The sequence below is a fragment of the Caulobacter sp. RHG1 genome, from assembly GCF_013181195.1.
Lineage (GTDB): Bacteria > Pseudomonadota > Alphaproteobacteria > Caulobacterales > Caulobacteraceae > Caulobacter.
This window is the reverse complement of the sequence record NZ_SMZP01000004.1, coordinates 550,660-574,599: the sequence shown is the minus strand read 5'-3', so window position 1 is coordinate 574,599 and position 23,940 is coordinate 550,660. Positions and strand designations below refer to the sequence as shown.

Annotated in this window: 23 protein-coding genes; 12 read left to right on the top strand and 11 right to left on the bottom strand. The window is 68.2% G+C overall.

Features of this window, described 5'->3' with window-relative positions:
- The first annotated feature begins 17 nt into the window (after nt 1-17).
- Nucleotides 18-1,211 (top strand): methyltransferase domain-containing protein, encoded by a 1,194-nt coding sequence (locus E1H18_RS14060; RefSeq protein ID WP_172269392.1) that lies wholly within the window; start codon nt 18-20, stop codon nt 1,209-1,211.
- Here the strand turns inward: E1H18_RS14060 and E1H18_RS14055 are convergent.
- Both E1H18_RS14055 and E1H18_RS14050 read right to left on the bottom strand, forming a co-directional pair.
- Entirely contained in the window at nt 1,208-1,999 is a 792-nt protein-coding gene (locus E1H18_RS14055) for a hypothetical protein (RefSeq protein ID WP_172269390.1), read from the bottom strand. The two genes, E1H18_RS14060 and E1H18_RS14055, sit on opposite strands and share 4 nt — an antisense overlap.
- A 101-nt stretch (nt 2,000-2,100) precedes the next feature.
- On the bottom strand, nt 2,101-2,271 hold the full coding sequence (locus E1H18_RS14050) for a hypothetical protein (protein ID WP_172269589.1): 171 nt from the start codon (nt 2,269-2,271) through the stop codon (nt 2,101-2,103).
- Nucleotides 2,272-2,435: 164 nt separating this feature from the next.
- Here E1H18_RS14050 and topA point away from each other — a divergent pair, with 164 nt between their 5' ends.
- From topA to E1H18_RS14030, 4 genes are all read left to right on the top strand, one after another.
- A complete protein-coding gene (gene topA / locus E1H18_RS14045; RefSeq protein WP_172269388.1) occupies nt 2,436-5,135 on the top strand; it encodes a type I DNA topoisomerase in 2,700 nt (899 codons plus the stop codon).
- A 31-nt stretch (nt 5,136-5,166) separates the two neighbouring features.
- Entirely contained in the window at nt 5,167-5,541 is a 375-nt protein-coding gene (locus E1H18_RS14040; protein ID WP_172269386.1) for a hypothetical protein, read from the top strand.
- A gap of 178 nt (nt 5,542-5,719) precedes the next feature.
- Nucleotides 5,720-8,002: a ribonuclease R gene (gene rnr / locus E1H18_RS14035; protein ID WP_172269384.1), complete on the top strand. Its 2,283-nt coding sequence runs from the start codon at nt 5,720-5,722 to the stop codon at nt 8,000-8,002.
- 144 nt (nt 8,003-8,146) lie between these two features.
- Nucleotides 8,147-9,316, top strand: a complete 1,170-nt coding sequence (locus E1H18_RS14030; RefSeq protein ID WP_172269382.1) for a pyridoxal phosphate-dependent aminotransferase — start codon at nt 8,147-8,149, stop codon at nt 9,314-9,316.
- Nucleotides 9,317-9,399: 83 nt separating this feature from the next.
- Here E1H18_RS14030 and E1H18_RS14025 read toward each other — a convergent pair whose 3' ends face one another.
- Nucleotides 9,400-10,698 (bottom strand): amidohydrolase, encoded by a 1,299-nt coding sequence (locus tag E1H18_RS14025; RefSeq protein WP_172269380.1) that lies wholly within the window; start codon nt 10,696-10,698, stop codon nt 9,400-9,402.
- A gap of 74 nt (nt 10,699-10,772) precedes the next feature.
- On the opposite strand from E1H18_RS14025, the gene E1H18_RS14020 reads away from it, so the two are divergent.
- The 3 genes from E1H18_RS14020 (at nt 10,773) to rpmG (ending at nt 12,220) form a co-directional block, all read left to right on the top strand.
- Nucleotides 10,773-11,501, top strand: a complete 729-nt coding sequence (locus E1H18_RS14020; RefSeq protein ID WP_172269378.1) for an NUDIX hydrolase — start codon at nt 10,773-10,775, stop codon at nt 11,499-11,501.
- A 24-nt stretch (nt 11,502-11,525) separates the two neighbouring features.
- Nucleotides 11,526-11,972, top strand: coding sequence for a DUF6265 family protein (locus tag E1H18_RS14015; protein ID WP_172269376.1), 447 nt, complete (start codon nt 11,526-11,528; stop codon nt 11,970-11,972).
- A gap of 80 nt (nt 11,973-12,052) precedes the next feature.
- The gene (gene rpmG, locus E1H18_RS14010) at nt 12,053-12,220 is read left to right on the top strand and encodes a 50S ribosomal protein L33 (RefSeq protein ID WP_010920317.1); all 168 of its coding nucleotides are present in this window, start codon (nt 12,053-12,055) and stop codon (nt 12,218-12,220) included.
- A gap of 81 nt (nt 12,221-12,301) precedes the next feature.
- On the opposite strand, the gene E1H18_RS14005 is transcribed toward rpmG, so the two are convergent.
- From E1H18_RS14005 to divK, 8 genes are all read right to left on the bottom strand, one after another.
- Nucleotides 12,302-12,484, bottom strand: coding sequence for a hypothetical protein (locus tag E1H18_RS14005; RefSeq protein ID WP_241736002.1), 183 nt, complete (start codon nt 12,482-12,484; stop codon nt 12,302-12,304).
- Nucleotides 12,485-12,653: 169 nt separating this feature from the next.
- Nucleotides 12,654-13,460, bottom strand: a complete 807-nt coding sequence (locus tag E1H18_RS14000; protein WP_172269374.1) for an NTP transferase domain-containing protein — start codon at nt 13,458-13,460, stop codon at nt 12,654-12,656.
- Complete coding sequence (locus E1H18_RS13995) at nt 13,444-14,487, bottom strand: phosphoribosylglycinamide synthetase (RefSeq protein ID WP_172269372.1); 1,044 nt, start codon at nt 14,485-14,487, stop codon at nt 13,444-13,446. Before E1H18_RS13995 ends, E1H18_RS14000 begins: the two co-directional genes overlap by 17 nt.
- Before the next feature lie 100 nt (nt 14,488-14,587).
- Nucleotides 14,588-15,727, bottom strand: a complete 1,140-nt coding sequence (locus E1H18_RS13990) for a sugar-transfer associated ATP-grasp domain-containing protein (RefSeq protein WP_172269370.1) — start codon at nt 15,725-15,727, stop codon at nt 14,588-14,590.
- Nucleotides 15,728-15,785: 58 nt separating this feature from the next.
- Complete coding sequence (locus tag E1H18_RS13985) at nt 15,786-17,432, bottom strand: alkaline phosphatase family protein (RefSeq protein ID WP_172269587.1); 1,647 nt, start codon at nt 17,430-17,432, stop codon at nt 15,786-15,788.
- Nucleotides 17,433-17,565: 133 nt separating this feature from the next.
- The gene (locus E1H18_RS13980) at nt 17,566-18,951 is read right to left on the bottom strand and encodes a glycoside hydrolase family 28 protein (RefSeq protein WP_172269368.1); all 1,386 of its coding nucleotides are present in this window, start codon (nt 18,949-18,951) and stop codon (nt 17,566-17,568) included.
- Nucleotides 18,952-19,063: 112 nt separating this feature from the next.
- A complete protein-coding gene (locus E1H18_RS13975) occupies nt 19,064-20,428 on the bottom strand; it encodes a PleD family two-component system response regulator (RefSeq protein WP_172269366.1) in 1,365 nt (454 codons plus the stop codon).
- Complete coding sequence (gene divK / locus E1H18_RS13970; protein WP_172269364.1) at nt 20,425-20,802, bottom strand: cell-cycle response regulator DivK; 378 nt, start codon at nt 20,800-20,802, stop codon at nt 20,425-20,427. The genes E1H18_RS13975 and divK overlap by 4 nt, the downstream gene beginning before the upstream one ends.
- Nucleotides 20,803-20,924: 122 nt before the next feature.
- On the opposite strand from divK, the gene E1H18_RS13965 reads away from it, so the two are divergent.
- The 4 genes from E1H18_RS13965 to E1H18_RS26765 are packed head-to-tail and all read left to right on the top strand — an operon-like array spanning nt 20,925 to nt 23,919.
- Nucleotides 20,925-21,572, top strand: coding sequence for a hypothetical protein (locus E1H18_RS13965; RefSeq protein ID WP_172269362.1), 648 nt, complete (start codon nt 20,925-20,927; stop codon nt 21,570-21,572).
- Nucleotides 21,569-22,459: an ROK family protein gene (locus tag E1H18_RS13960; protein ID WP_172269360.1), complete on the top strand. Its 891-nt coding sequence runs from the start codon at nt 21,569-21,571 to the stop codon at nt 22,457-22,459. The genes E1H18_RS13965 and E1H18_RS13960 overlap by 4 nt, the downstream gene beginning before the upstream one ends.
- 10 nt (nt 22,460-22,469) lie before the next feature.
- On the top strand, nt 22,470-23,726 hold the full coding sequence (locus E1H18_RS13955; protein ID WP_172269358.1) for a DNA polymerase IV: 1,257 nt from the start codon (nt 22,470-22,472) through the stop codon (nt 23,724-23,726).
- 16 nt (nt 23,727-23,742) lie between these two features.
- On the top strand, nt 23,743-23,919 hold the full coding sequence (locus tag E1H18_RS26765; protein WP_370526512.1) for a hypothetical protein: 177 nt from the start codon (nt 23,743-23,745) through the stop codon (nt 23,917-23,919).
- Nucleotides 23,920-23,940: the final 21 nt, after the last annotated feature.

Below are 23,940 nucleotides of genomic sequence, written 5' to 3'. Positions count from 1 at the left end.
CGACTGGAGGAGCCACGATGGACGCCCAGGCCATAGAAGACATGCTCGCCATCGCCGTGGCGGCCGGCGCCGAAGGCCGGCTGGACGACGCCGAGGCCGCGTTCCGCGCGGTCCTGGTCATGAAGCCCGATCACGACGAAGCCCTGTTCGGCCTGGGCCTGAACCTGCTGATCGCGCGACGCTTCCAGGAGGCCGTCGAGCCCCTGACCTGGGCCGCCCACGCGCCGAACGCCGAGCCGGTGCGCCGGCAATGCCTGGCCCACGCCCTGTTCCTGACCGGCGACTTCTCCCGCGCCGCCGACACCTTCGCGGCCGCGAACACGGTCGAGGCCCTGCCCGAGGGCGCGCGGGTGACGTGGGCCCGCGCCGCCGCCTACAACGCACTCGATCACGGCGATGCCCAGGCCGCGCTGGACCTGTACGCCAAGGTCGCCGGCCCGCTAGCCGAGGATCTGGAGACGATCGCGCGTCAGGGCTTCGGCATCCTGGTGGCCTTCAATCGCCTCGACGCGGCCCGCACGCTGGGTGCCTGGCTGGCGACGCGCAACCCGGCCGACATCATCCGGACGCACGAACTGCGCGTGCTGACGGATCCGAGCCTCGACCGGGCGCCGCCGGCCTATGTCGAAGCCCTGTTCGACGATTTCGCCGAGCGCTTCGATCGGCAGTTGGTCGAGATGCTGGACTATCGCACGCCCGCGCTTCTGGCCGACCTCATCGCGAGCCGGCAGACGCGCTTCAAGCGGATCCTGGACCTGGGCTGCGGTACGGGACTGGCCGCGCCGTCACTGCAACGGCTCGGCGCTCATGTGACCGGTGTCGACCTGTCGTCCGCCATGCTGGCCAAGGCGGCCGAGCGCGGCGGCTACGATCATCTGGTGCGGGCCGAGGCCGTCGCGTTTCTCGAGAGCCACGCAGGCCGCTTCGACCTGATCCTCGCCGCCGATGTCCTGATCTATTTCGGCGATCTGGCGCCGCTCTTCGCAGCCGCCGCGCAAGCCCTCGCCCCCGGCGGCCTGCTGGCCTTCAGCACCGAGCTGGGCGAGACCGGTTGGCGGCTGTTGCCGACGGCCCGCTATTCCCATGGCGACGACTATGTCCGCGAGACGGCCGCGTCCGGCTTCCGGATCGTCGGGCGTGAAGACGTCGTGCTGCGTCGCGAGGCGACGGGCGTCACCCACGGCCGCCTGTACGTGCTGGAAAAGCTCTAGCCGCTCCTCCGCGCCCCCTTGGCGAACAGCAGGTCCGACCAGCGCCAGGAACCGCCGCCCAAGGCGAACCTCGCGGCGCCCGGGCCGTCGTTGAGTGAGATCAGAACGAGGCCCCGCATCGGTTCGGCGCGGCAGGCGGCCGGGGCGAAGGCGACTTCCATCATGATCATCTCGCGCAGACCGGCCAGGCCCTCGCCTTCTTCGCCGTCGGTGCGCGACCAGGCGCCGTTCCAGACGAGCACGGCGCGGCCAGCGCCGATCGTCTCGCCGTGGGCGCGCATCAGGGCAGCGCGGGCGCGAGGGTTCTTGCGCAGGCCTTCCTGCAGCAGCCGGACCATGTCGCAGCCGTCCCCGCCTCCCCCGCCGCCACGACCCGAGCCAGCGGTCGCCGCGCCGCGAAGCTCGGAATCGCCCAGGCCCATCACCCGGCTGGGCGCGGGCTTGGTCGAGGCCTGCAGCGGCGTCACGTCCTTGGGCGGCGGGGTCTTGGTCACGCGCAGGGGGGAGCGCGGCGCGGCTCTCGCCGTGTCCTTGGGCTTTTCGGGCGACGGCGGCTTGGTCGGCGCCTTCACCGGCGACTTGGGCGCGTCGTGCGGCGCGGGCGGCGGCGGAGGGGGTGGCGGCGGCGGAGGCGGGGGATCGACCAGCGACACCATGACCGAGGGCGGCTCGGGCGCGGGCGGAATGACCTGGGCGTGGAACAGCACCACCAGGGCGGCGATGTGCGCGCCGACGCTCACGACCAGGGCCGCGAAATTGCCGCGTCCGCCTCGTCTCCAGTGCGCCATGAGTCCGCCACGCTACGGACCGAAGCGCCGGTCCAGAACCTTGGCAGATCACGGTCCCGCGTCAGGAACGTGGCGATTGGTCTAGCTTGGAGAGCGGAAAATCAGACCCGCAGATCGACCAGTAGTCCCGTGCCGGCGGCCGGCGCGGCGCGCACGGCTTCCTTCAGCCGATCGGCGATTTCCGCGCGTTCGGCATTGGAGGTCACAGCCTTGATCGGGCGGATCGGCGAGACATAGGCCTCGGTGGCGATCCGGTTGACGGTCAGGTCCATCGGCACGCAGTCATAAAACGACGCCATGATCCTGGCAGAACGGCCTTAACAACCGGCTAAGCGTCGCCGTTTCGATCGGGCCGCGTTGACAGGCCTTGAGTGTAGCCCCACTTTCCCGGCGCTCGCCTCCAGGGCGATCCGCTTTCCTAAAGCATAGAGTCAGAATGAACGTCGTCGTCGTCGAGAGCCCGGCCAAGGCCAAGACCATCAACAAATACCTCGGGTCCGACTACACGGTTCTCGCCTCCTATGGTCACATCCGCGACCTGCCGTCGAAGGACGGCTCGGTCGAGCCGGACAACGACTTCGCCATGAGTTGGGAAGTCGACGCCAAGGCCTCCAAGCGGGTCAGCGACATCGTCGACGCCCTGAAGAAGGCCGACCGCCTCATCCTGGCCACTGACCCGGATCGCGAAGGGGAAGCGATCAGCTGGCACGTGCTGGAAGTGCTGAACAAGAAGAAGGCGCTGAAGGACAAGACCATCCAGCGGGTCACCTTCAACGCCATCACCAAGACGTCCGTGCTGGACGCCATGGCCAATCCGCGCGACGTCGACATGGAGCTGGTCGAGGCGTACCTCGCCCGCCGCGCCCTCGACTATCTGGTGGGCTTCACGCTTTCGCCCGTCCTCTGGCGCAAGCTGCCGGGCAGCCGCTCGGCCGGCCGGGTGCAGTCGGTCTGCCTGCGCCTGATCGTCGACCGCGAGCTCGAGATCGAGCGCTTCAAGACCCAGGAGTACTGGAGCGTCGACGCCGACGTCTCGGCCGGCGCCGATCCGTTCACGGCCCGCCTGGTCAAGCACGAAGGCAAGAAGCTCACCAAGTTCGACCTGGGCAACGAGACCTCGGCCCTGGCCGCCAAGGCCGCGGTGAGCAACGCCGTGTTCAAGGTCGCCGCCGTCGAGAAGAAGCCCGGCAAGCGCTCGCCTGCCCCGCCCTTCACCACCTCGACCCTGCAACAGGAAGCCGCGCGCAAGCTCGGCTTCAGCGCCCAGCGCACCATGCAGGCCGCCCAGAAGCTGTACGAAGGCATCGACATCGGCGGCGAGACCGTCGGCCTGATCACCTACATGCGAACCGACGGCGTGTCGGTCGAGCCCGAAGGCATCGCCGAGGCGCGCAGCGTGATCGGCAACGTCTATGGCGCGCCCTACGTCCCCGAGACCCCGCGCTACTACAAGGCCAAGGCCAAGAACGCGCAGGAGGCCCACGAAGCCATCCGCCCGACCAGCCTGAACCGCAACCCGGGCTCGCTGCGCCTGGATGGCGACCTGGGCCGCCTGTACGAGCTGATCTGGAAGCGGATGATTGCTTCGCAGATGGAAAGCGCCCGCATCGAGCGCACCACGGTCGACCTGGACAGCGCCGACGGCCAGACCGGCCTGCGCGCCACCGGCCAGGTCGTGCTCTTCCCCGGCTATCTGGCGGTCTATGAAGAAGGCCGCGACGACGAGGAGGGCGAAGACAGCGCCCGCCTGCCCGCCATCGAGGAGGGCGCCGCCGCCAAGGTCATCGAAGCCCGCGCCGACCAGCACTTCACCGAGCCGCCGCCGCGCTATTCGGAAGCCAGCCTGGTCAAGAAGATGGAAGAGCTGGGCATCGGCCGTCCGTCGACCTACGCCTCGGTCCTGACCGTGCTGCGCGACCGCGAATACGTGAAGATGGACAAGCAGCGCTTCGTCCCCGAGGACAAGGGCCGCCTGGTCACCGCGTTCCTGGAGCAGTTCTTCAAGCGCTACGTCGAGTACGACTTCACCGCCGCGCTCGAAGAACAGCTGGACCTGGTGTCGGACGGCAAGCTGGACTGGAAGCAGTTCCTGCGCGACTTCTGGAAGGACTTCCACGCCGCCGTCGGCGAGATTTCCGAGCTGCGCACCACCAACGTGCTGGACGCGCTGAACGAGGCCCTGGGGCCGCACATCTTCCCCGACAAGGGCGATGGCTCCGATCCGCGCCTCTGCCCCACCTGCAACAGCGGGCAGCTGTCGCTGAAGACCGGCAAGTTCGGGGCCTTCATCGGCTGCTCGAACTATCCGGAATGCCGCTACACGCGCCAGCTGGGCGTGTCGGAAGGCGATGGCGACGCTGAGAGCGCCGACAAGGAACTGGGCCTGAACCCGGCCACCGGCCTGGCCGTGTGGCTGAAGAACGGCCGGTTTGGTCCCTATGTCGAGGAGCTGGTCGCCGCCGACAGTGGCGAGAAGCCGAAGCGATCCTCGCTGCCCAAGGGCTGGATCGCCTCGGCCATGGACCTGGAAAAGGCCCTGCGCCTGCTCTCTCTGCCGCGTGAAGTCGGCAAGCACCCGGACGACGGCAAGGTCATCACCGCGGGCCTGGGGCGCTTCGGACCGTTCGTGCTGCACGACGGCACCTACGCCAATCTGGAGAACGCCGACGAGGTGTTCGACGTCGGCCTGAACCGCGCCGTCGCCGTCCTGGCCGACAAGCGGGCCGGTGGCGGACGTCCGCAACGCGGAGCCGCCGCGGCCTTGGCCGAGCTGGGCAATCATCCCGAGGACGGCAAGCCGGTGCGCGTGCTGTCGGGCCGCTTTGGTCCGTACATCAAGCACGGCGACACCAACGCCAACGTGCCCAAGGGCAAGGACCCGGCCTCCATCACCATGGAAGAGGCCGTGGCCCTGATCGCCGAGCGCGCCGCCAAGGGCGGCGGCAAGAAGCCGGCGAAAAAGGCCGCTGCGCCGAAGAAGGCTCCGGCGAAAGCCAAGGCTGCCGACGGCGAGGCTCCGGCCAAGAAGACGGCGGCCAAGAAGCCCGCCGCTAAGAAGCCGGCCGCGAAAAAGGCCAAAGTCGCCGCGGCCGAGACCTCGGACGACGGCGCCGCCCCGTGGGACGACGAGGCGTGACGCCGGCCGCCGGGAGGATTAGGGTCGGGCCATGACCTCGTTGGAACGGCCCCTTCCTCTTGGCGTCGTCATCGCCGCTTTGCTGGCCTGCTGCGCCGGCGGTTTCGCCATGGGCCTGACCAAGGCCATGGAGCTGGATCGCGGCGGGACCGAAACCTCGACGGCGCCGCTGGCCGAGGTCTCCGGCGTGCCGGTCAAGGACGCCGCTCCCGCCCTTGCCTACGAGCCGCCGCCGGCCGAGAAGCCCAAGCCCAAGGCCGTCGAGGTCGAAACCGTCGAGCAGGAAGCCCCGCCGGTGATCGAAGCTCCGCCGGCTGCGGCGCCAACGCCGGCGCCGACTACGACTCCGACCGCGCCGAAGCCGGCCGATCCGCCGCCGCCGCGATCGATCGAGGATCTGTACTAGACTGAGCGCCCCCTCCGTCTCGCTGCGTATCCGCAGCGATCCACCTCTCCCGTTTCACGGGGGAGGATAAGGTCGTTTCTCCTCCCCCGCCTGCGGGGGAGGTGGCCCGAAGGGCCGGAGGGGGCGCTCTACAGCATCCCCACGTTCCCTAAGCCCATGAACCGCGTTAAGGCAGGACATGGCCAAACTTCGCCCGACCAAGACCTTCAAGCCCAAGCCGCCCGCCGGCTTGCCGGACAAAGACACGCTGATCGCGTTCCTGCGCGACGCCGGCGAGAGCGGCAAGGCCGACATCGCCCGTCACTTCGGCCTCAAGGGCGCCGACCGCCGCGCCCTGCGCGAGATGATCCGCGAGCTGGAGGCGCAAGGCGCCCTGGCCAAGCGCGGCCGTAAGGGCTTTGCGGAAGCCGGCTCCCTGCCCCCCGTCGGCGTGGCCGACGTGGTCGAGCGCGACAATGACGGCGAGCTCTTCGTCAAGCTGACCAAGTCTGACGACGACGTGCCCAATGTCCGCCTGGCCCCGACCAAGGGCGAGGCCGTCGCCGGCGCGCCGGGCCTGGGCGACCGCCTGCTGGTCCGCTTCGAACAGCTGGAAACCGGCGAGTACGAGGCCAAGCTGATCAAGAAACTGGGCCAGAGCGCCCACAAGGTGCTGGGCGTCATACGCAAGCACCGCAAGGAGATCCGCGTCGAGCCGGTCGACCGCAAGTCCAAGGACGTGCTGGTGCTGGACCCCAGCGTCGCCCACGACCTGAAGGACGGCGATCTGGTCCTCGCCCAGGTCGGCACGCATGGCGGCCGCTACGGTCCTAAGCCCGGCAAGGTGCTGGAGGTCGTCGGGACCGAGAACGATCCCCGCGCCGCCTCGCTGATCGCCATCCACAGCCACGGCATTCCGACCGGCTTCTCCGAAGAGGCCGAACGCGAGGCCAAGGCCGCCGTCGAGCCGACCCTGGCCGGCCGCGAGGACCTGCGCCAGCTGCCGTTCGTGACCATCGACCCGGTGGATGCTCGCGACCACGACGACGCCGTCTATGCTCACCCCGATGACGACGCGACCAATGTCGGCGGCTGGGTGGTCTGGGTCGCCATCGCCGACGTCGCCGCCTATGTGCGCCCTGGCTCGGCCCTGGACCGCGACGCCCGCGAGAAGGGCAACAGCGTCTACTTCCCCGACCGGGTCGAGCCGATGCTGCCCGAGACCCTGTCGAACGGCCTGTGCTCGCTGCGGGAGAGCGAAAACCGCGCGACCCTGGCCGTGCGGATGGTGTTCGACAAGTCGGGCCGCAAGAAGGGCCACAAGTTCGTGCGCGGCCTGATGCGCTCGGCCGCCAAGCTCTCCTATGAGCAAGCCCAGTCGGCGATCGACGGCCAGCCCGACGACAAGAGCGGCCCGCTGCTGGAGCCCATCCTGCAGCCGCTGTGGGAAGCCTATCGGACGATGAAGATCGGCCGCGACGCCCGCTCGCCGCTGGCCATCGAGAGCGACGAGCGCCGGATCATCATCCGCGAGGGCGAGATCACCTCGATCACCAAGCGCGCTTCGCTCGAAGCCCACAAGCTGATCGAAGAGATGATGGTGCAGGCCAATGTCTGCGCCGCCGAGAGCCTGGAGGCCAAGCGCTCGCCGGTGATCTACCGGGTTCACGACACGCCCAGCCTGGAGAAGGTGCAGAACCTGGCCGACTTCCTGCAGACGCTGGAGATCCGCTGGAACAAGGGCGAGGCCCCGCAGACCTCGCGGTTCAACAAGCTGCTGGACGAGACCCGCGAGGGCGCTCACGCCGCGATCGTCAACGAGGTGGTCCTGCGCACTCAGATGCAGGCCCACTACAGCGCCGACAATATCGGCCACTTCGGCCTGAACCTGGCCAAGTACGCCCACTTCACCAGCCCGATCCGGCGCTATGCCGACCTGATCGTACACCGCGGCCTGATCCGCGCCCTGGGCCTGGGCGACGACGGCCTGACCGACCAGGACATCGCCCAGATCAAGGACACGGCCGAAGTCATCACCCACGCCGAGCGCCGGACCATGGCCGCCGAGCGCGACGCCACCGACCGCTACATCGCCGCCTTCCTGGCCGACCGGGTCGGCGCCAGCTTCGCGGGCCGGATTACCGGCGTCACCCGCTTTGGCCTGTTCATCAAGCTGGCCGACACCGGCGCCGACGGCCTGGTCCCGGTCTCGACCCTGGGCGCGGAGTTCTTCGTCCACGACGACCGGATGCACGCCCTGGTCGGCGAGCGCACCGGCAAGCGCTGGCCGCTGGGCCTCACCGTCGAGGTCAAGCTGGTTGAGGCCACGCCGGTGACCGGCGGCCTGCTATTCGAGATGCTGAGCGAACCGGTCGCCCCGGACCCGAACGCGCCCCGGCCCCGGCTGGGCGCGCGACGTCAGGCGGCCGTCAAGCCGCGCGGGGGTTTGCCGAAAGGGGTTCGGCGCGGGAAGCGGCGTTAGCGGCTACAGGCCCCCTCCGGGCCTTCGGCCCTCCTCCCCCGAAGGGGGAAGACGATCACCGTCTGCCCCCTTCGGGGGCGGACGACCTGCGTAGCAGGTCAGGTGGGGGCTGCGCGGCGGTTCAAACCTCGCTAAGCAGCACCCATGCGCGCCGAGATCGAACCCTTCCACGCCATCGCCATCAGCCGTCTGGCCCATCAGTTGAAGATGGAGGGCGCGTCGATCATCCACATGGAGTTCGGCCAGCCCTCGACCGGCGCGCCCAGCAAGGCTCTGGCGAAAGCGCACCAAGTGCTGGACGCCGAGGCTATGGGCTATTGGGAAAGCCCCCTGCTCCGGGAGCGGCTCGCCCAGCGCTACCAGACGCTCTATGGCGTCACAGTCGAGCCCGAGCGGATCGTCCTGACCTGCGGCGCTTCCCCGGCCTTGGTGCTGGCTCTGTCCAGCCTGTTTAAGCCCGGCGACCGGGTGGCCCTGGCGCGTCCCGGCTATGTCGCCTATCGCAACAGCCTCAAGGCGCTGCACCTGGAGCCGGTCGAGATCGCCTGCGGGCCGGAGGATCGCTTCCAGCTGACGGCGGCGCATCTGGCGGCGCTGGACCCCGCCCCGGCCGGCGTCATCGTCGCCAGCCCCGCCAACCCCACCGGCACGATCATCGCGCCCGAGGAGCTGGAAAAGATCGCCCAGGTCTGCCGCGCGCGCGGCATCCGCATCATCAGCGACGAGATCTATCACGGGCTCAGCTACACGGGCCGCACGCCGTCGATGCTGGAATACGCGCCCGACGCGGTGATCGTGAACAGCTTCAGCAAGTACTTCAGCATGGCCGGCTGGCGGCTGGGCTGGCTGCTGACACCGCTGGGCGAGGACTTGGACCGGGCGCGGGCCTATGTCGGCAACCTGTTCCTGACCGCCCCCTCGCTGAGCCAGCACGCGGGCCTGGCGGCCATGGACTGCCTCGACGAGCTGGAAGGCCATATCGAGGTCTATCGCCGTAACCGGGAGCTGATGCTGGAGGCCTTGCCAGCGCTCGGTCTGCGCAAGATCGCCCCGCCGGACGGGGCGTTCTACATCTGGGCCGACATCGGCCACCTGACCGACGACTCGCTGGGCTTCTGCCAGCAGTTGCTGCGGGATACGGGCGTGGCGACCGCGCCGGGCGTGGATTTCGATCCGGTCGAGGGCCACCGGTTCATCCGCTTCAGCTTCGCGGTATCGACGGCGGAGGTCGAGGAGGCTCTGCGGAGGATCACGCCGTGGTTCGCCGCCAAGATGCTCCCCCGCGATGCGGGGGAGCTGTCGCGGAGCGACTGAGGGGGCTAATGCGGCTCGCGTCCAGCTAGCCCCCTCCGGCCCTCTGGGCCACCTCCCCCGCAACGCGGGGGAGGATCTTGAGCCTACTTCCGCCCCAGATAATCCAGCGCCATGAACACCTCGGCCTTCACGCCGGTCTCCAGCGTCGCCTCGTCCACGTCGAAATACGGCGAGTGGTTGGCCGGAGCCCCCGCCGCCGACACGTCCGCCTTGCGGCCGCCCAACTGCACGAACACCGCCGGGACCTTCTCGGCGTACATCGAGAAGTCCTCGGCCCCGGTCACCAGCGCCGCCTTGTCGTCGACCTTGCCGGGCGAGGCCTTCTCCAGGCTGGCCTTGACCCAGGCCGACAGCGCCGGGTCGTTGTAGGTCACCGGATAGGGCTGGCTGAACACCGCCTCGGCCTTGGCGCCATAGCGGTCGCCGATGCTGGCCACCGTCTTCTGCACGCGAGCGATCAGGTCGTCATGCCGGGCCTTGGAGAAGGTCCGCATTGTCCCCTCCATCTTCAGGTCCTCGGGGATGATGTTCTGGCGCATGCCCATGCTGATGACGGCGATGGTCACCACCGAGGGCGAGGCGCCGACATCGACCTGGCGGGCGGCGATCTGGTTGACGGCCTGGACGATGTCGGCCGCGACGCTGGCCATGTCGACGCCGGCCCAGGGCCGCGCGCCATGGGTCTGCTTGCCCTTGACCGTGATCGTCAGCCGGTCGGACGAGGCGTAGAAGCCCTCGGGTCGGTAGTTCAGGGCGTGAGCGTCGCCGGGGCCGATGTGCAGGCCGAAGATCGCGTCGACCTTGGGCTTGTCCAGCACCCCGTCCTGGATCATCAGCTTGGCGCCGCCCTCCTCGCCGGCCTGAGGGCCTTCTTCGGCGGGCTGGAAGACGAAAACCACCGTGCCGGCGATGTCCTTCTTCATGCCGGCCAGCACCGTGGCCGCGCCCAGCAGCATGGCCACGTGGTTGTCGTGGCCGCAGGCATGCATGACCGGCACCGTGCGGCCCTCCCACGTCGCGGTGACCTTGGAGGCGAACGGCAGGCCGGTCTTCTCCTCGACGGGCAGGCCATCCATGTCGGCGCGCAGGGCCACCACCTTGCCGGGCTTACCGCCCTTGAGAACGCCCACGACGCCGGTCTTGCCGACGCCCTCGCGGACCTCCAGGCCGAGCGCCTTCAGTTCCTTGGCGATCAGGGCGGCGGTGCGGACCTCCTGGTTGCCCAGCTCGGGATGCTCGTGGATGTCGCGCCGCCAGGCCACGACCTTTGGCTGGACCGCCTTGGCCGCCGCGACCACCTGGGCCTGCGAGGGAGCCGCGAACGCCGGCGCGCCCATCGAGAGCCCGGCGACCAGCGCCAGGGTGGAAATCCGTCCGATCATGGTGAGCCCCTCAAAGATACGCCTGACGTTACGTCGGTCTTTCCTGCACGCGCAATCGGTCTAACCTTCGCCGCATGACCCTGCCGCCGATCGAAGCCCAGTTCGACACCGTCAACGACGCCGCCGTGCGCGAGACCGGCGCGGCGCTGAAGCCCAAGCACGCCGCCACCGTCATCATCGTGCGCAGCGACGGTCCGCAGCCGCGCCTGCTGATGGGCCGCCGCAACCACGGCCACGCCTTCATGCCCGACAAGTGGGTGTTTCCCGGCGGCCGAGTCGACAAGGGCGACTACGACGCCCCCAGCGCCAGCGAGCTGACGCCGGAGGTCGCCGCCCGCCTGGAGCAGGAGCCTCGTCACGCCAAGCCCGCCCGCCTGTCGCGCGCCCTGGCCCTGGCGGCCGTCCGCGAGACCTTCGAGGAGACGGGCTTGCTGCTGGCCAAGCCAGCCCCCGAGCGGCCCGGCGCGGGGCCCTGGCGGCCGTTCCTGGCCCAGGGCGCCCTGCCCGACCTGGCGCCGCTCAGCTTCGTGGCCCGAGCCATCACCCCGCCCTATCGCCCGCGCCGCTTCGACGCCCGCTTCTTCATGGCCCCGGCCGAGGCCCTGCTGAGCCTGGACCGCCGCCCAGACTGCGGCGAGCTGGACGAGATCGCCTGGGTCGACTTCCAGGAGGCCATGGCCCTGGACCTGCCCAACATCACCCGCTTCGTGCTGCACGAGGTGGGCGAGCGTCTGGCCCAGACTGGACGGCCGGCCCCCTTCATGCGCTTTCTGAACGGCAAGCGGCATCTGACCCATCTCTAAGGGTCGAGCCAAAGGGAGGCTCGCATGATCGGTTCGGTTCTGGCCCTGGCGCTGGCCGCTAGCGAGGTCGACAAGCTGGCCTTCCTGGCCGGCTGCTGGACCCTGACGCGGCCGAGCGGCGCCAAGATCGAGGAACAGTGGCTGGCGCCCGCCGCCGGGACGATGCTGGGCATGAGTCGCACGGTCCGCGACGGCAAGCTGCGCGAGTACGAATTCATGCGCATCGTGCCCGGCGACGACGGCAAGCCGCGCTTCGTGGCGATTCCCTCGGGCCAGGCCGAGTCGGCGTTTCCGGTGAAGGAGATCGCCGAGAACGCCGTGACCTTCGAGGCCCCGGAGCACGATTTCCCGCAACGGATTCTCTATCGCCTCTTGGACAAGGACACGCTGGTGGCCCGGATCGAGGGCTCGGTGAACGGCCAGGCGCGATCGGCGGACTTTCCCTACCGACGCTGCTCACCCGCCAATTGACTTTGAGTCATTGATGAGTATGTTCCGCGCCTCTCAATTCAACGCGCGGGAACCTGCGCGACCATCGCAGGGATTCGACCATGGCCAAACCGGCTTCCATCAAGATCCGCCTCAACTCGACGGCGGACACCGGCTTCTTCTACGTCACCAAGAAGAACGCCCGCACCAAGACCGAAAAGATGGTGCTGAAGAAGTACGACCCGGTCATCCGCAAGCACGTCGAATTCCGCGAAGGCAAGATCAAGTAGGATCGCCTTTACGCGCTACGACACGAAAACGCCCGGCTAGCGATAGCCGGGCGTTTTTGATTCTCGGCCTAGCGGATGGGACTACCGCCCCACCACCAGCCACTTGAAGAACGCGAAGCTGCCCCACAGCACGGTGATCGCGGCCAGCACCGGCCCGATCCAGAGCGCGGCGAACGCGCCCAGCATGGCGGCGGTGGACAGGCCGCCCGACAGATGGCTGTCGGCCTGGACACCGGTCCAGAACAGGACCGCGCAGGTCAACATTCCCAAGACAAGCCATCCGCCCGGAAACTGATGCTTCTTCGCACGTACTCTAGACTTCATCACCACGCCCTCCCGCAGGGATGTCTTGTCGAAGATGCGTGACAGCCGTGTTCGGGAAACTAAAAAAGTCCCCTAATCGGGGATAGGGTTAACCCCGCCTATTCCCTGCTCAAGCCGCGTCCGCCATCGCCCGCCGCGCCAGCAAAGTCTCCGCCACCGCAAAGGTGCGGGCGTTGTCGACGTCGATGGCGTGGGCGCCGTCGGCCAGGACCACGGGCTCGACCTTCAGGCGGAAGCGGCGACCCAGGCGTTTGAGCGCGCCACGCAGCGACAGTTGGCCCATCAACATCAGGGCTAGGTTGAGAGGCCCCAGAGCCATGATCATCCGCATCGGCTTCTTGGCGAACTGTCCGCCGCTGCGGAAGCTCTCGGCCGCCGTCGTCGCGGCAGGGCCGGCGAAGGCGTAGAGATTGCAGTTGGAATAGGCGTCATCCGAGAACTTGTAGAACCGGCGCTGCCCCTCCGGATGGGCCGCCAACACCGACTCGCGGCTGGCCATGGCCAGGGACACGTCGGCCCCGCCCCGCAGCACCGCCAGCACGTCCACAACCGCCCCTGGCGTCAGCAGGACGTTGTCGCCGGTGGTCACCAGGATCGGCATGTCGCCCACGCCCTCCACGGCCGCATAGACGCTGTCGGCCAGATTGTTGGCCGCCGGCACGTAGTCGATCTGCACGCGACCACCGTGGGGCAGCACCGCGTCGATCAGCGGCGCGGTCCCAGGCTCGACCACGATGCGCAGGCGCGACAGGCCTGGCGTCGCGGCCAGGGCGTCGACGACATGGCGCACCAGCGGCGCGCCCTGGATCGGCACGAGGTTCTTGTTCGCGACGCCGGCGGCTTCGGCCAAGGCGTCGACACGCCCGGGACGTTGCCCAGCCAGGATCACACCGACAAATTCAGGCAGCGACGACATTATACGCTCGCTGGATCAGGCCCTGGCGTTCCAGGCTCTCGGTCAGGATGGTCTCGATCAGTTCCTCGTGGCTCCAGCCGATCTGGCGGGCGGCCATCGAGATGGTCTTCCGTGACCACAGATTGCAGTTGAGATTGACTTCCAGGAACTGTAGCTCGCCCGAAGAGAGGTCGAGACGGAACTCAAAGCGGCCGTAGTCGAAGGGCATGAACTCACGCATCATCACCCGGGCGCGCTCTTCGGCCAGGCGCAGCATCGGGCTGTCCTCCAGCGGGCGGATCACATAGGCCTGCCCCTCGGAGAGATTGCGCTTCTCCGCATAGGTGCGCAGCAGGGACGGATCGGCCTGCTCGACGATCTGGGTCGGCAGGACGAGGGGCTCTCCGTCCAGAGTGATGGCCGAGACCTCGATGTCGTGGCCGTGGATGAAGCGCTCGACGATGGCGTCGTGACCCTCGGCGTGGAGCCGGACCACCGCTGCGCGCACCCCGACCCAGTCATGAGCGTCGCTGACGCCCCAGCTAGCCGACGAGGCGTTGGGCTTGATCACGAAGTGCGCCCCTTGCGGGCAGTGGGCCTCCTCGATCGGCGCGCCGCGGCGGTAGACGGCCCAAGGCGCGGTCGGGACGCCGCGCGCCACGGCGGCGCGCTTGGTCAGGTGCTTGTCGTCCGACAGGCCGCGCAGGATCGGGCTGGCGCCCAGGTATGGCAGGTCCAGGCGGTTGCACAGCAGCGGGGCCAGCATCTCGGAGTTCATGAAGCCCGCGCGGTTCAGCAGCGGGAACAGGAAGTCGACATCCGGGCGCTCGAACAGCACGCGATAGTCGTCAGCGACCGTCAGGTTGACGCCGATGTCCTCCAACGTCTGGCGCATCTCGCGGTGATAGACCGCGTGGGTGCCATCCTCGGGATGCGGCGCGCCGGTTCCCTTGGCGTGCTTAGCGATGAGCATGATGCGTAGTGCGCGCTTGGCGTCGAGCGGAAGGCTGCGCGGGCTCGCGATGTAGGCCTGAGCGAAACGAGTCATCTGGGCCTCCCCAGGCTGGCGTCCGGCAAGAGCCCCCTCCCGCTGATCCGCCTTGTCGATGACGAGTTTCCGAGCCTAGGCGCGGCCTGTGACGGTCGCGCTAAGGTTTAATGGCAAGATGATAAGCCAGCAGCGCGCCATAGCGGCCGCTCGCCAGGCCCTGGCGAGCGGCGCGCTGAGGCATCAGCACGCCAGGCTTGCCGTTGGCCTCGATCAGAACCGGACCGTCGAGCGTCAGGGCCACGTCCCAGCCGATCAGGGCGTAGTCGGCGAAGGTCTCGGCATGAGCCCGCCGCACCAGCCCCTTGGCCGCGGCCCAGTCGGGCAGCTTGCGGCCGATGATCGCCGCACCGGTCACGGGATGCACGGCGTGGTCGCCGCCGCCATAGCCCTTGCAGGCTAGGCCCAAGGCGCCGACCGGCAGGTCCACCGCCGAGATCAGGCCGCCGGCCTTCATGTTGTCCACCCTCGCCCCAGCCACCGAGGCGAAGCGGAAGGTGGCGCTGACCACCTCGGGCGCGCCGACCTCGTCGATCATGGTCACGATCCGCACCGTCGGCAGGGCGTCCAGCGCCAGGCCCAGCAAGGCCGGATGGGTCTGCACGCGATCCTGAACCACGAAAGCGCCGCGCGCCTTGGGCAGTCGCGCGGAAAGATCGGCGGCGTCCACGACACGCTCCAGGATGACGACGCCGTCGCCGCCCTCCCCGTCCGCCGGCTTGACCACCAGGTCGCGCCCCGCGGGATCGGCCTTCATCGTCACGCGACCATCCTTGACCAGGGCCACGGTGCGCGGATGCGGCAGGCCGGCCTCGGCGCAACGGGCCTGGAAGCGGACCTTGTCGGCCAGCACGCAGGCGGAGGTCCAGCCCAGCGGATTGATCTTCTTGTTCAGGGCCGCATCCTCGAACCGGCGGACATAGACATCCAGCTGGTCCGGGGTTTCGATGCGAAAAAGCGCGAGGTCGTTGGGATCGACGAAACGGGCGCGGGCGATCTCGATGGCCCGCTCGCGCCAGGCCTCGCTCAGGCCGAACCTCTTTTGCACCTTGGCCGCGCGACCGGGGATCCAGGCGCGGAAGGCCAGGCCGACCAGCACGTCCAACCCTGCCCTGACCGGACCACGCCTAGCGCGCCGGTGGGCATAGTGCGGCTCAAGGCAACGCGCCGAAACCGGGCGCAAGACGCCCGGATAGATTCCGTAGGCCTTCTTCAGGAAGTAGAAGCGGTCGTAGCCCATGCGTTCCCCCGAGAGGGGAAGGACTAGCGACCGCTTGTGACGTTTCTAAAAGCCCGTCCTAGCAAGCTTGACCATAAACCAGCGACCTGCACACGCCGTCGACATCCGCCGGCGGCTTGACGCCTGTGACGGCGGCAAGGGTCGGAGCGATGTCCACCGTGTCCAGCGGCAGGACCCGCTCGTGCGGCGTCGCGCCCTTCCACCAGAACAGGATCGGGATACGGCGGTCGTAATCCCAGGGGCTGCCGTGGGTGGCGACATAGGTCGCGCCGGCGGTGGCGGGAATACGATCAGGCTTGAAGGCGATCAGGATGTCGCCCACCCGGCCCGGATAGGCGCTGCGGCGAAGGCGTTCGACCAGCGAGATCTCCTCGGGCGAAGCGTCGGCCGGCGCGGGCTCGGCCGTCAGGATGGCGTTGGAGTCGAAGGCCCCGGCCACGACCGGATCGCGGTTCATCAGCACCAGGGCCGCGGCGGTGACGCGCATGCGGTCGGCCAGCGACGGCGTCTTGCCGTCGGGACCGACGACATAGATCTGGTCGATGCCGCCCTCGGCCAGCAGCGGATCCCATGTCAGGCCCAGGTCGGTGCGCAGCTGGGCGTTCAGCTTGGCGATCCAAGTCTTGCCGATGACGCGCTCGGTCCCGTAGCTCTCGCCATGCAGGCGCTCGGCGAAGTCGGAGCCCCCGTGGTCGGCCGCCAGGGCCACCAGGACCCCGCCCTTGACCTTGTCCAGGCTCTTGAGGAACACGCCCAGGCGATCGTCCAGGCGGGCCAACTGGTCGCACATCTCCGGGCCGCGCGCGCCATAGCGGTGACCGATGAAGTCGGTGGCCGACAGGCTGATGGTCAGGACGTCGACCTGCGGGCCGTCGCCCAGGCCATTGGCCTCGCGCAGCGTCTGGGCCAGCTCCAGGGTCTTTTCGTCTGTATAGGGACTTGCGTAGAGATCGCGAGCCTTGTCGGCGTCGGTCGTCGCGGGAGCAATCGGCAGCGCCGCGCGCCACGAACGGTCACCGGTCTTGTAGTCAGCCTCCAGCGCCTTGCAGCGCTTGGCCGAGCCTGGGGCGTAGGTCCAGACGAACGGCTTCTTGGCCTGATCGGCGGCCAGCTTCGCGTTGAAGGCGGCGATCGGCTTCATGCGGGCTTCGGCGGTCTGGTCCTTGGCGATCCAGGTCGTGAAGCCATAGCCCGGCTGGTACCAGAACTGGCCGTCGGCCTTGTGGCCCGACATCGTGATCGCGCCGCGGTCCTTGCCCGACACGCCATAGACGCGGCTGGTCGGCGAGACGTCCTTCAGCCAGTCGCCATAGGTCGTGGCGACCATGTTGACCGGGCTGACCGGGCGACCGCCGTCGGCCAGAGTCACCGCCGGGTCGGCCAGGCAGTACACGGTCTTGCCCGTCGCGCGGTCGTACCAGTCGTTGGCGCTGATGCCGGTCTTGTTGGGATGCTTGGCCGTCAGCAAGGTCGAGTGACCCGGGCACGTCTCGGTGAAGGCGTGCGACTGGTAGCCGTTGGGATAGACCACGCCCTGGCTCAGCGTCTTCAAGCCGCCGGTGAATTCACCCCGGTGCTGAGCATAGAGATTGGCGCTGAACTGGTCGATCGAGATCACCACGACCAGCTTAGGGTCGGGCTTCGTCTCGGCGTCAGCGGCAAAGCCGGTCGCGAGCGTGGCGGCGAGAACGCCGCTGAGGAGCATCGTTTTCATGCCCAGCGGTTTGGCGCGGAAGCGTGACAGGCGCAAGACGAGATGGGTTTCGGCGATGAAATGTAACCCACGTCCGTCCCTCAGCGTCTCCCGCGCATAAGGCGCGGGATGACGGCGGGAGATGCTAGTTCGGCTTCCCGCTGGTCATCCCCAGCCGGTACTCGACCCCGACCACGTCCGTCGGCCGCACCGTCGGAGCCAGCGCCACCGCGCCCTCCAGCCCCTTGCCCGTCACTTGGCTGACCGCCAGCTTCGGCCCCTCGGCCACCTGGACGTCGATGTTCTTCAGCGTGGCGTTCTTGATGTTGGCCAGCACCATGCCCTTTCTGGCCGTGCCGGTGATGTCCTTCAGTACAAAGCCGTCCAGCGGCTTGTCGGGGTGGATGTTGACCGCCTCGACCAGCACCGGGACGTCGGAAACCTTGATCCGCTCGAAGGTGAAGTTGCGCACCGTGGGAATGCCGTCGTGGCCGGGAACCGGGAACTGGTCCTGCTTGCCGCTGTCCAGGAAATTCAGCCGCAGGAAGCCACCGCCTGCGCCCGAGACCTCCAGGTCGCGCATGACGATGTCCTCGATGAACGCGCCCCGCCCCGGCCGGCTCTTGATGTAGATGGCGAAGGTGTAGGACGACAGGCACTTGCAGCGCTCGATCCGTACACGGCGGATGCCGGCAGAGGTTTCGCTGCCGATGCCGACGCAGGCCCAGCGATGGTCGCGGAAGGTGCAGTCGGTGATCACCACATCCTCGGTCGGGCGGGCGATCAGGTTGCCTTCCAGGCCCCGGCCCGACTTCAGCGAGATACAGTCATCGACGGTGTCGAAATCGCAGCGGTCGATCACCACCCGGCGGCAGGAATCGACGTCGATGCCGTCGGCGCGACCATTGATCACCATGTTCTGGAACACGACGTCGTCGCAGTAGACCGGATGGATCGACCACATGTCGTTCTGCTGCGTGTGGACGTCCGCGACCACCAGACGCTGGACATCCACGAATTCCAGCAGCGCCGGATGGCGCAGACCCGTCTCCTTCTGCACGCGGCCCTTGATGGCGTCGCTGGCGACGATCTTGCCCTTGCCCGTGATGACGATGTTGCGCGCGCCCTGCGCCCAGACCAGCCCGATATAGCCGGGAACCCAACGGCCCTCCCAGCGGACCTGGACAACGGGATAGTCGGCGAGATCCGGCGAGCCCTGAAGGGTCGCGCCCTCCTCGATCCGCAGGATGGTCTCCGAACCGATGCGGATCGCGCCGACCAAATAGGTCCCCGCCGTCAGCACCACCTCGCCGCCGCCGAACACGGCGCAACGATCCAGGGCCATCTGCACGGCGTGGGTGTCCTTGGCCACGCCATCGCCGACCGCGCCGAAATCACGGGGATTGAAGCGCAGGGCCGGCTTGGCGGCGGCGGCCTTCTTGTCTTGACCGGCGGCGCCTGCGGGCGCTGCGGCGACGAGCGCGCCGAGGCCGGCGGCCGCCAGGACGGCGCGGCGATGGGTGATTGGCATGGACGTAACGCTCCCACTGAACTGGACCGGCTGATGACACCGGTTTCTCAAGCGAGAGCATGCGACGCCGCGCGCTGCGACGCCAATCCAAAAAAGGTAAGAATGGAAAGGCCTAGGCGGCCTTGCCGACCACCGCGTTCCGGCCCGAGGCCTTGGCCTGGTACACGCCTTCGTCGGCGCGCTTGAGCAGGGTCTCGGGGGTGTCGCCCTGCCCGCCCGTGGCCGAGACGCCGATCGAGATGGTCACCGTCAGCAGCTCGCGCCCCTGAGCCACCTTGAACGGCGCGCCCGACACGTGATTGCGGATCCGCTCGGCGATGCGCAGAGCGTCGGCCAGCTGGGTGTCGGGCATGATCACCGTGAACTCCTCGCCGCCGTAGCGACAAGGCAGGTCGATGGCGCGGACATTGGAGGCCAGCCGCAGAGCGAACTCGCGCAGCACCTCGTCGCCGACATCGTGGCCGAAGGTGTCGTTGATCTTCTTGAAGTGGTCGATGTCGATCAGCAGAGCCGAGACCGGCTCGCCGCCCATGGTCGCGCGCTTGACCAGCGAATCGAGCTGGCCGGTCATGTAGCGACGGTTGTGCAGGCCCGTCAGCTGGTCGGTGACCGCCAGTTCCAGCGAATGATCGAGGTTGTTGCGCAAATAGTCGGTGTAGCGCTTGCGCTGGATCTGGGTCTTGACCCGGGCCGACAGCTCTTGTGGGTCGATCGGACGCGGCAGGATGTCGTTGACGCCGATTTCCAGCGCCTTGACCATCCGGTTGCGGTCGTCGGGATCGACCATCGCCAGGACCGGCAATTGACGGGTGCGCTCCTCAGACCGCAAGGCGGCGGTGAAGCGCAGACCATCGAAGCTCTTGGCCGCGGCGTTGACGATAACCAGGTCGACGGGACCGCCGGCGCTGATCTTGGCCTTTTCGGGATCGCTTTCGACCACCGGGCGATGCTCGCCGGCCAGTTCGGCGGCGACGCGCTGGCCCTGACGTTCGTTGTCGTCGACGACCAGCACCCGGCCGCCCAGACCGTCCAGGCGGGCGGCGGCGCCGGCGATCACGCCCATGCGACGGCCCGAGGCCTCGCGCTGGCGCAACTCGTCGATGACCAGCTTGAAGCGGGTCAGGCTGCGCACGCGGGCGAACAGCATGACGTCGTCGATCGGCTTCGTCAGAAAGTCTGAGGCGCCCGATTCCAGGCCCTGAATGCGATCGGCGCGGCCGTCCAGGGCCGTGATCAGCACCACCGGGATATGGCGGGTGAGCGCGTCTTCCTTCAGCTTCCGGCAGACGGTGAAGCCGTCCATGCCAGGCATCATGACGTCCAGCAGGATAATGTCGGGCAGATCTCGCGCAGCCATTTCCAGGGCCGTCGGCCCATCCATGGCGGTCGTGACCTCGTAGTACTCGGCCGTCAGCTTGGCCTCGAGCAGGCGGACGTTGGCCTCGATGTCGTCGACGACGAGGATACGCGCGCTCATGCGGGCTGCCGGTCCAGCAGACGCTTGATGGTGTCCAGGAAGTGGACCACCGAAATCGGCTTCGAGATATAGGCCTCGCAGCCGCCCTCGCGGATCCGCTCCTCGTCGCCCTTCATGGCGAAGGCCGTCACGGCCACCACCGGAATGTGGGCCAGATCGTCGTCTTCCTTGAGCCACTTGGTGACTTCCAGGCCAGAAATTTCCGGCAGCTGGATGTCCATCAGAATCAGGTCGGGCTTGTTGTCACGCGCAATGGAAAGCGCCGACAGACCCTCGCGGGTCTGCAGGGTCTCGTAACCCTGGGCTTCGAGCAGATCATGAAACAGCTTCATGTTCAGCTCGTTATCCTCCACGATGAGGACTTTCTTCGTCATCCTTACCCCGACCAGACGGTCACGTGGCGACGCCTACGGATTCGCGCCGTCTTCCAGAACTGGATCGCACGGATATCCTTAAGCCCGCGCTAATCGCGTTAAGACGAGACCGATCGACGCTCATGGAACCGCGCTTCTCAGACCTGCAGGCCTGCCCTGTCACCCCAACGGCCGCGCTAGTCATCGTCGATGTCGACGAGGTGCTGGCCCAGTTCATGTTCGGCTTCGGCGCCTTTATCGAGCGCCACGGCTTCGAACTGCGGGTGGACCGGTTCGCTCTGTTCCAGAACATCTATCGCCCCGGAGAGACGGAACACCTCGATCTGATCGCGGGCAAGGCCTTGTTCGACGATTTCTTCCGTGATGGGGCCGACGACCTCCCGCCGGCGATCGGCGCGGCCGATGCTCTGGCGGACCTGTCGACCCGGGCCGAGGTGGTGATTCTGACCAACGCCCCCGAGCACGGCCGGCTAGCGCGGGCCCAGTGGCTGAAGACCCACGGCTTCGACTATCCGCTCATTATCAATAGCGGCCCTAAGGGCCCCGCCGCGGCCGAGCTGGCCGGACGCACCAGCGGCCGCGCGGTGTTCATCGACGATCTTCTGCCGCAGCTGGAATCAGTGGCGGAGAAGGCTCCAGACGTGGGACGGTTCCAGATGGTCAGCGACGAGCGCCTGCGCCCGTTCGCCCCGTCGGCGCCGGATCGCCACGTCCGCATCGACGAATGGCCCAGGCTGAAGACCGCCATCGAGGAGCGCCTGTTTTCATGATCCGGTTCGGCATCGACTTCGGCGGCACCAAGATCGAGGCCGCCGCGCTGGATCCCACAGGCGCGTTCGTGGCGCGGGTGCGTAAGCCCAACCCCGGCAACTATGATGACGCCTTGGAAGTGGTCGCCGAACTGGTGACCGACGCCGAGACCATGGCCGGCGCCAGCTGCGCGCGGCTGGGCCTGGGGATTCCCGGCTCGGCCTCGCCGCGCACCGGACTGATCCGCAACGCCAACAGCGTCTATCTGAACGGTCGCCGGTTCGAGCAGGACCTGGCCCAGCGCCTGGCCCGCCCCGTGCGCCTGACCAACGACGCCAACTGCTTGGCCTTGTCGGAAGCCGCCGACGGCGCGGGGGCCGGCGCGCCCGTGGTGTTCGCCGCGATCCTGGGCACCGGCTGCGGCGGCGGCGTGGTCGTCGACGGCAAGATTCTCGACGGCCACAACGGCATCGCCGGGGAATGGGGCCACACGCCCCTGCCCTGGCCTCGCCCCGACGAGTATCCCGGCCCCGACTGCTGGTGCGGCCGCAAGGGATGCCTGGAGACCTGGATCGCCGGCCCCAGCTTCTCGCGCGACGCGGGCTTTCCCACCGGTCAGGCGACCATGGACGCTGTCGGCGCGGGCGATCCCGCAGCCTCGGCGGCGCTGGATCGCTATGTCGACCGCCTGGCGCGCGCCTTCGCCGCGCTGTGCGACCTGATCGATCCCGACGTCATCGTCCTGGGTGGCGGCATGTCGAACGTCGATGCTCTTTACGAGCGCCTGCCCGCCGCCATCACCCCGCACGTCTTTTCCGACGTCTTCGAGACTCCGGTAAAGAAGGCCGTGCACGGCGACAGCTCCGGCGTCCGTGGCGCGGCCTGGCTGTGGCCGGCGGAAGGCTGAGACTGCTCCCATGAAGGCCCTGTGCCGCGACTGCGGGTGGACCGGCGAGCGCAAGGCCGCGCGCTGCCCTTCCTGCGCCTCGCCGCGCGTGGTTTTTCATGAAGAACTGGGAACGCTGTCGATCGCCCATCTGGACTGCGACGCCTTCTACGCCTCGGTCGAAAAGCGCGACGATCCATCCTTGCGCGACAAGCCGGTGATCGTGGGCGGCGGCAAGCGCGGGGTGGTGACCACCGCCTGCTACATCGCCCGCATGAGCGGCGCGCGCTCGGCCATGCCGATGTTCAAGGCGCTGAAGCTGTGCCCCGACGCCGTGGTCATCAAGCCCGACTTCGCCAAGTACAAGGAAGCCAGCCGGCTGATCCATGAGAAGCTGGACCGCCTGACGCCCCTGATCCAGCCGCTGTCGCTGGACGAGGCGTGGATCGACCTGACCGGCACCGACCGCCTGCACGGCGCGACGCCGGCAGCGATGCTGGCCCGCTTGCAGGCCGAGATCGAGCGCGACATCGGCCTGACCGTCTCGATCGGCCTTGCCCCCAACAAGTTCCTGGCCAAGATCGCCTCGGAACTGGACAAGCCCCGCGGCTTCTCGGCGATTGGGGCGGCCGAGGCGCAGAGCTTTCTGGCGGGCAAACCGGTCAGCATCCTGCCCGGCGTCGGACCGGCCACCGTCTCGTCGCTGGCCGAGGTTGGCCTGCGCACCGTCGGCGATATCGCGGCGGCGGACCTTAAGTTTCTGGCCAACCGCCTGGGCTCGGGAGGCCTGCGCCTGCATCGCCTGGCCCACGGCCAGGACAGCCGTCTCGTCGATCCCGAGCAATCTCGCAAGACGATCAGCGCCGAGACCACCTTCAACGACGACCTCAACCAGCGCGAGGCGCTGGAGGACGAGCTCTGGCCGCTCTGTGAAAAGGTCGCCAAGCAGGCCCGCAAGGAAGGCGTCGCCGGCCGGGTGGCGACGCTGAAGCTGCGCACGCCGGATTTCAAGATCCACACCCGCCGCCGCACCCTGGCCGTGCCGACCCAAACCGCCCGCACCCTGTTCCAAGTCGCCCGCGAACTGCTGGCCGCCGAGCCGGGCGGCCTCTCCTATCGCCTGATCGGCGCGGGCCTGACCGACTTCATGGACGCCGAGAGCGCCGGCGCCGACATGTTCGCCGACGAGGAACGCCGCACGCTGAAGAGCGAGACCGCCATCGACGCCCTGCGCGGCAAGTTCGGCGCAGCGGCCGTGGTCAGCGGTCGGGCGCTGAAGGGACGCTGACGCCACCCCTCTTGCGATCTCCGCTGACGCTAACCATTTGGGCTTCTCCCAAAAGGAACCGTTCGCGCGCGGTCTTCGCTCTCCCAAATGTGAAGCCGAAAACCCGGGCGCCCCTGTGCTAAAGCGGCGCAGGCGCGTCTCAGGCTCTTCCAAAGCCGTCGCGTTTCCATATCTAATTCAGGCAGGCGGGTGATTTGCCCGCCGGGAGAGAACA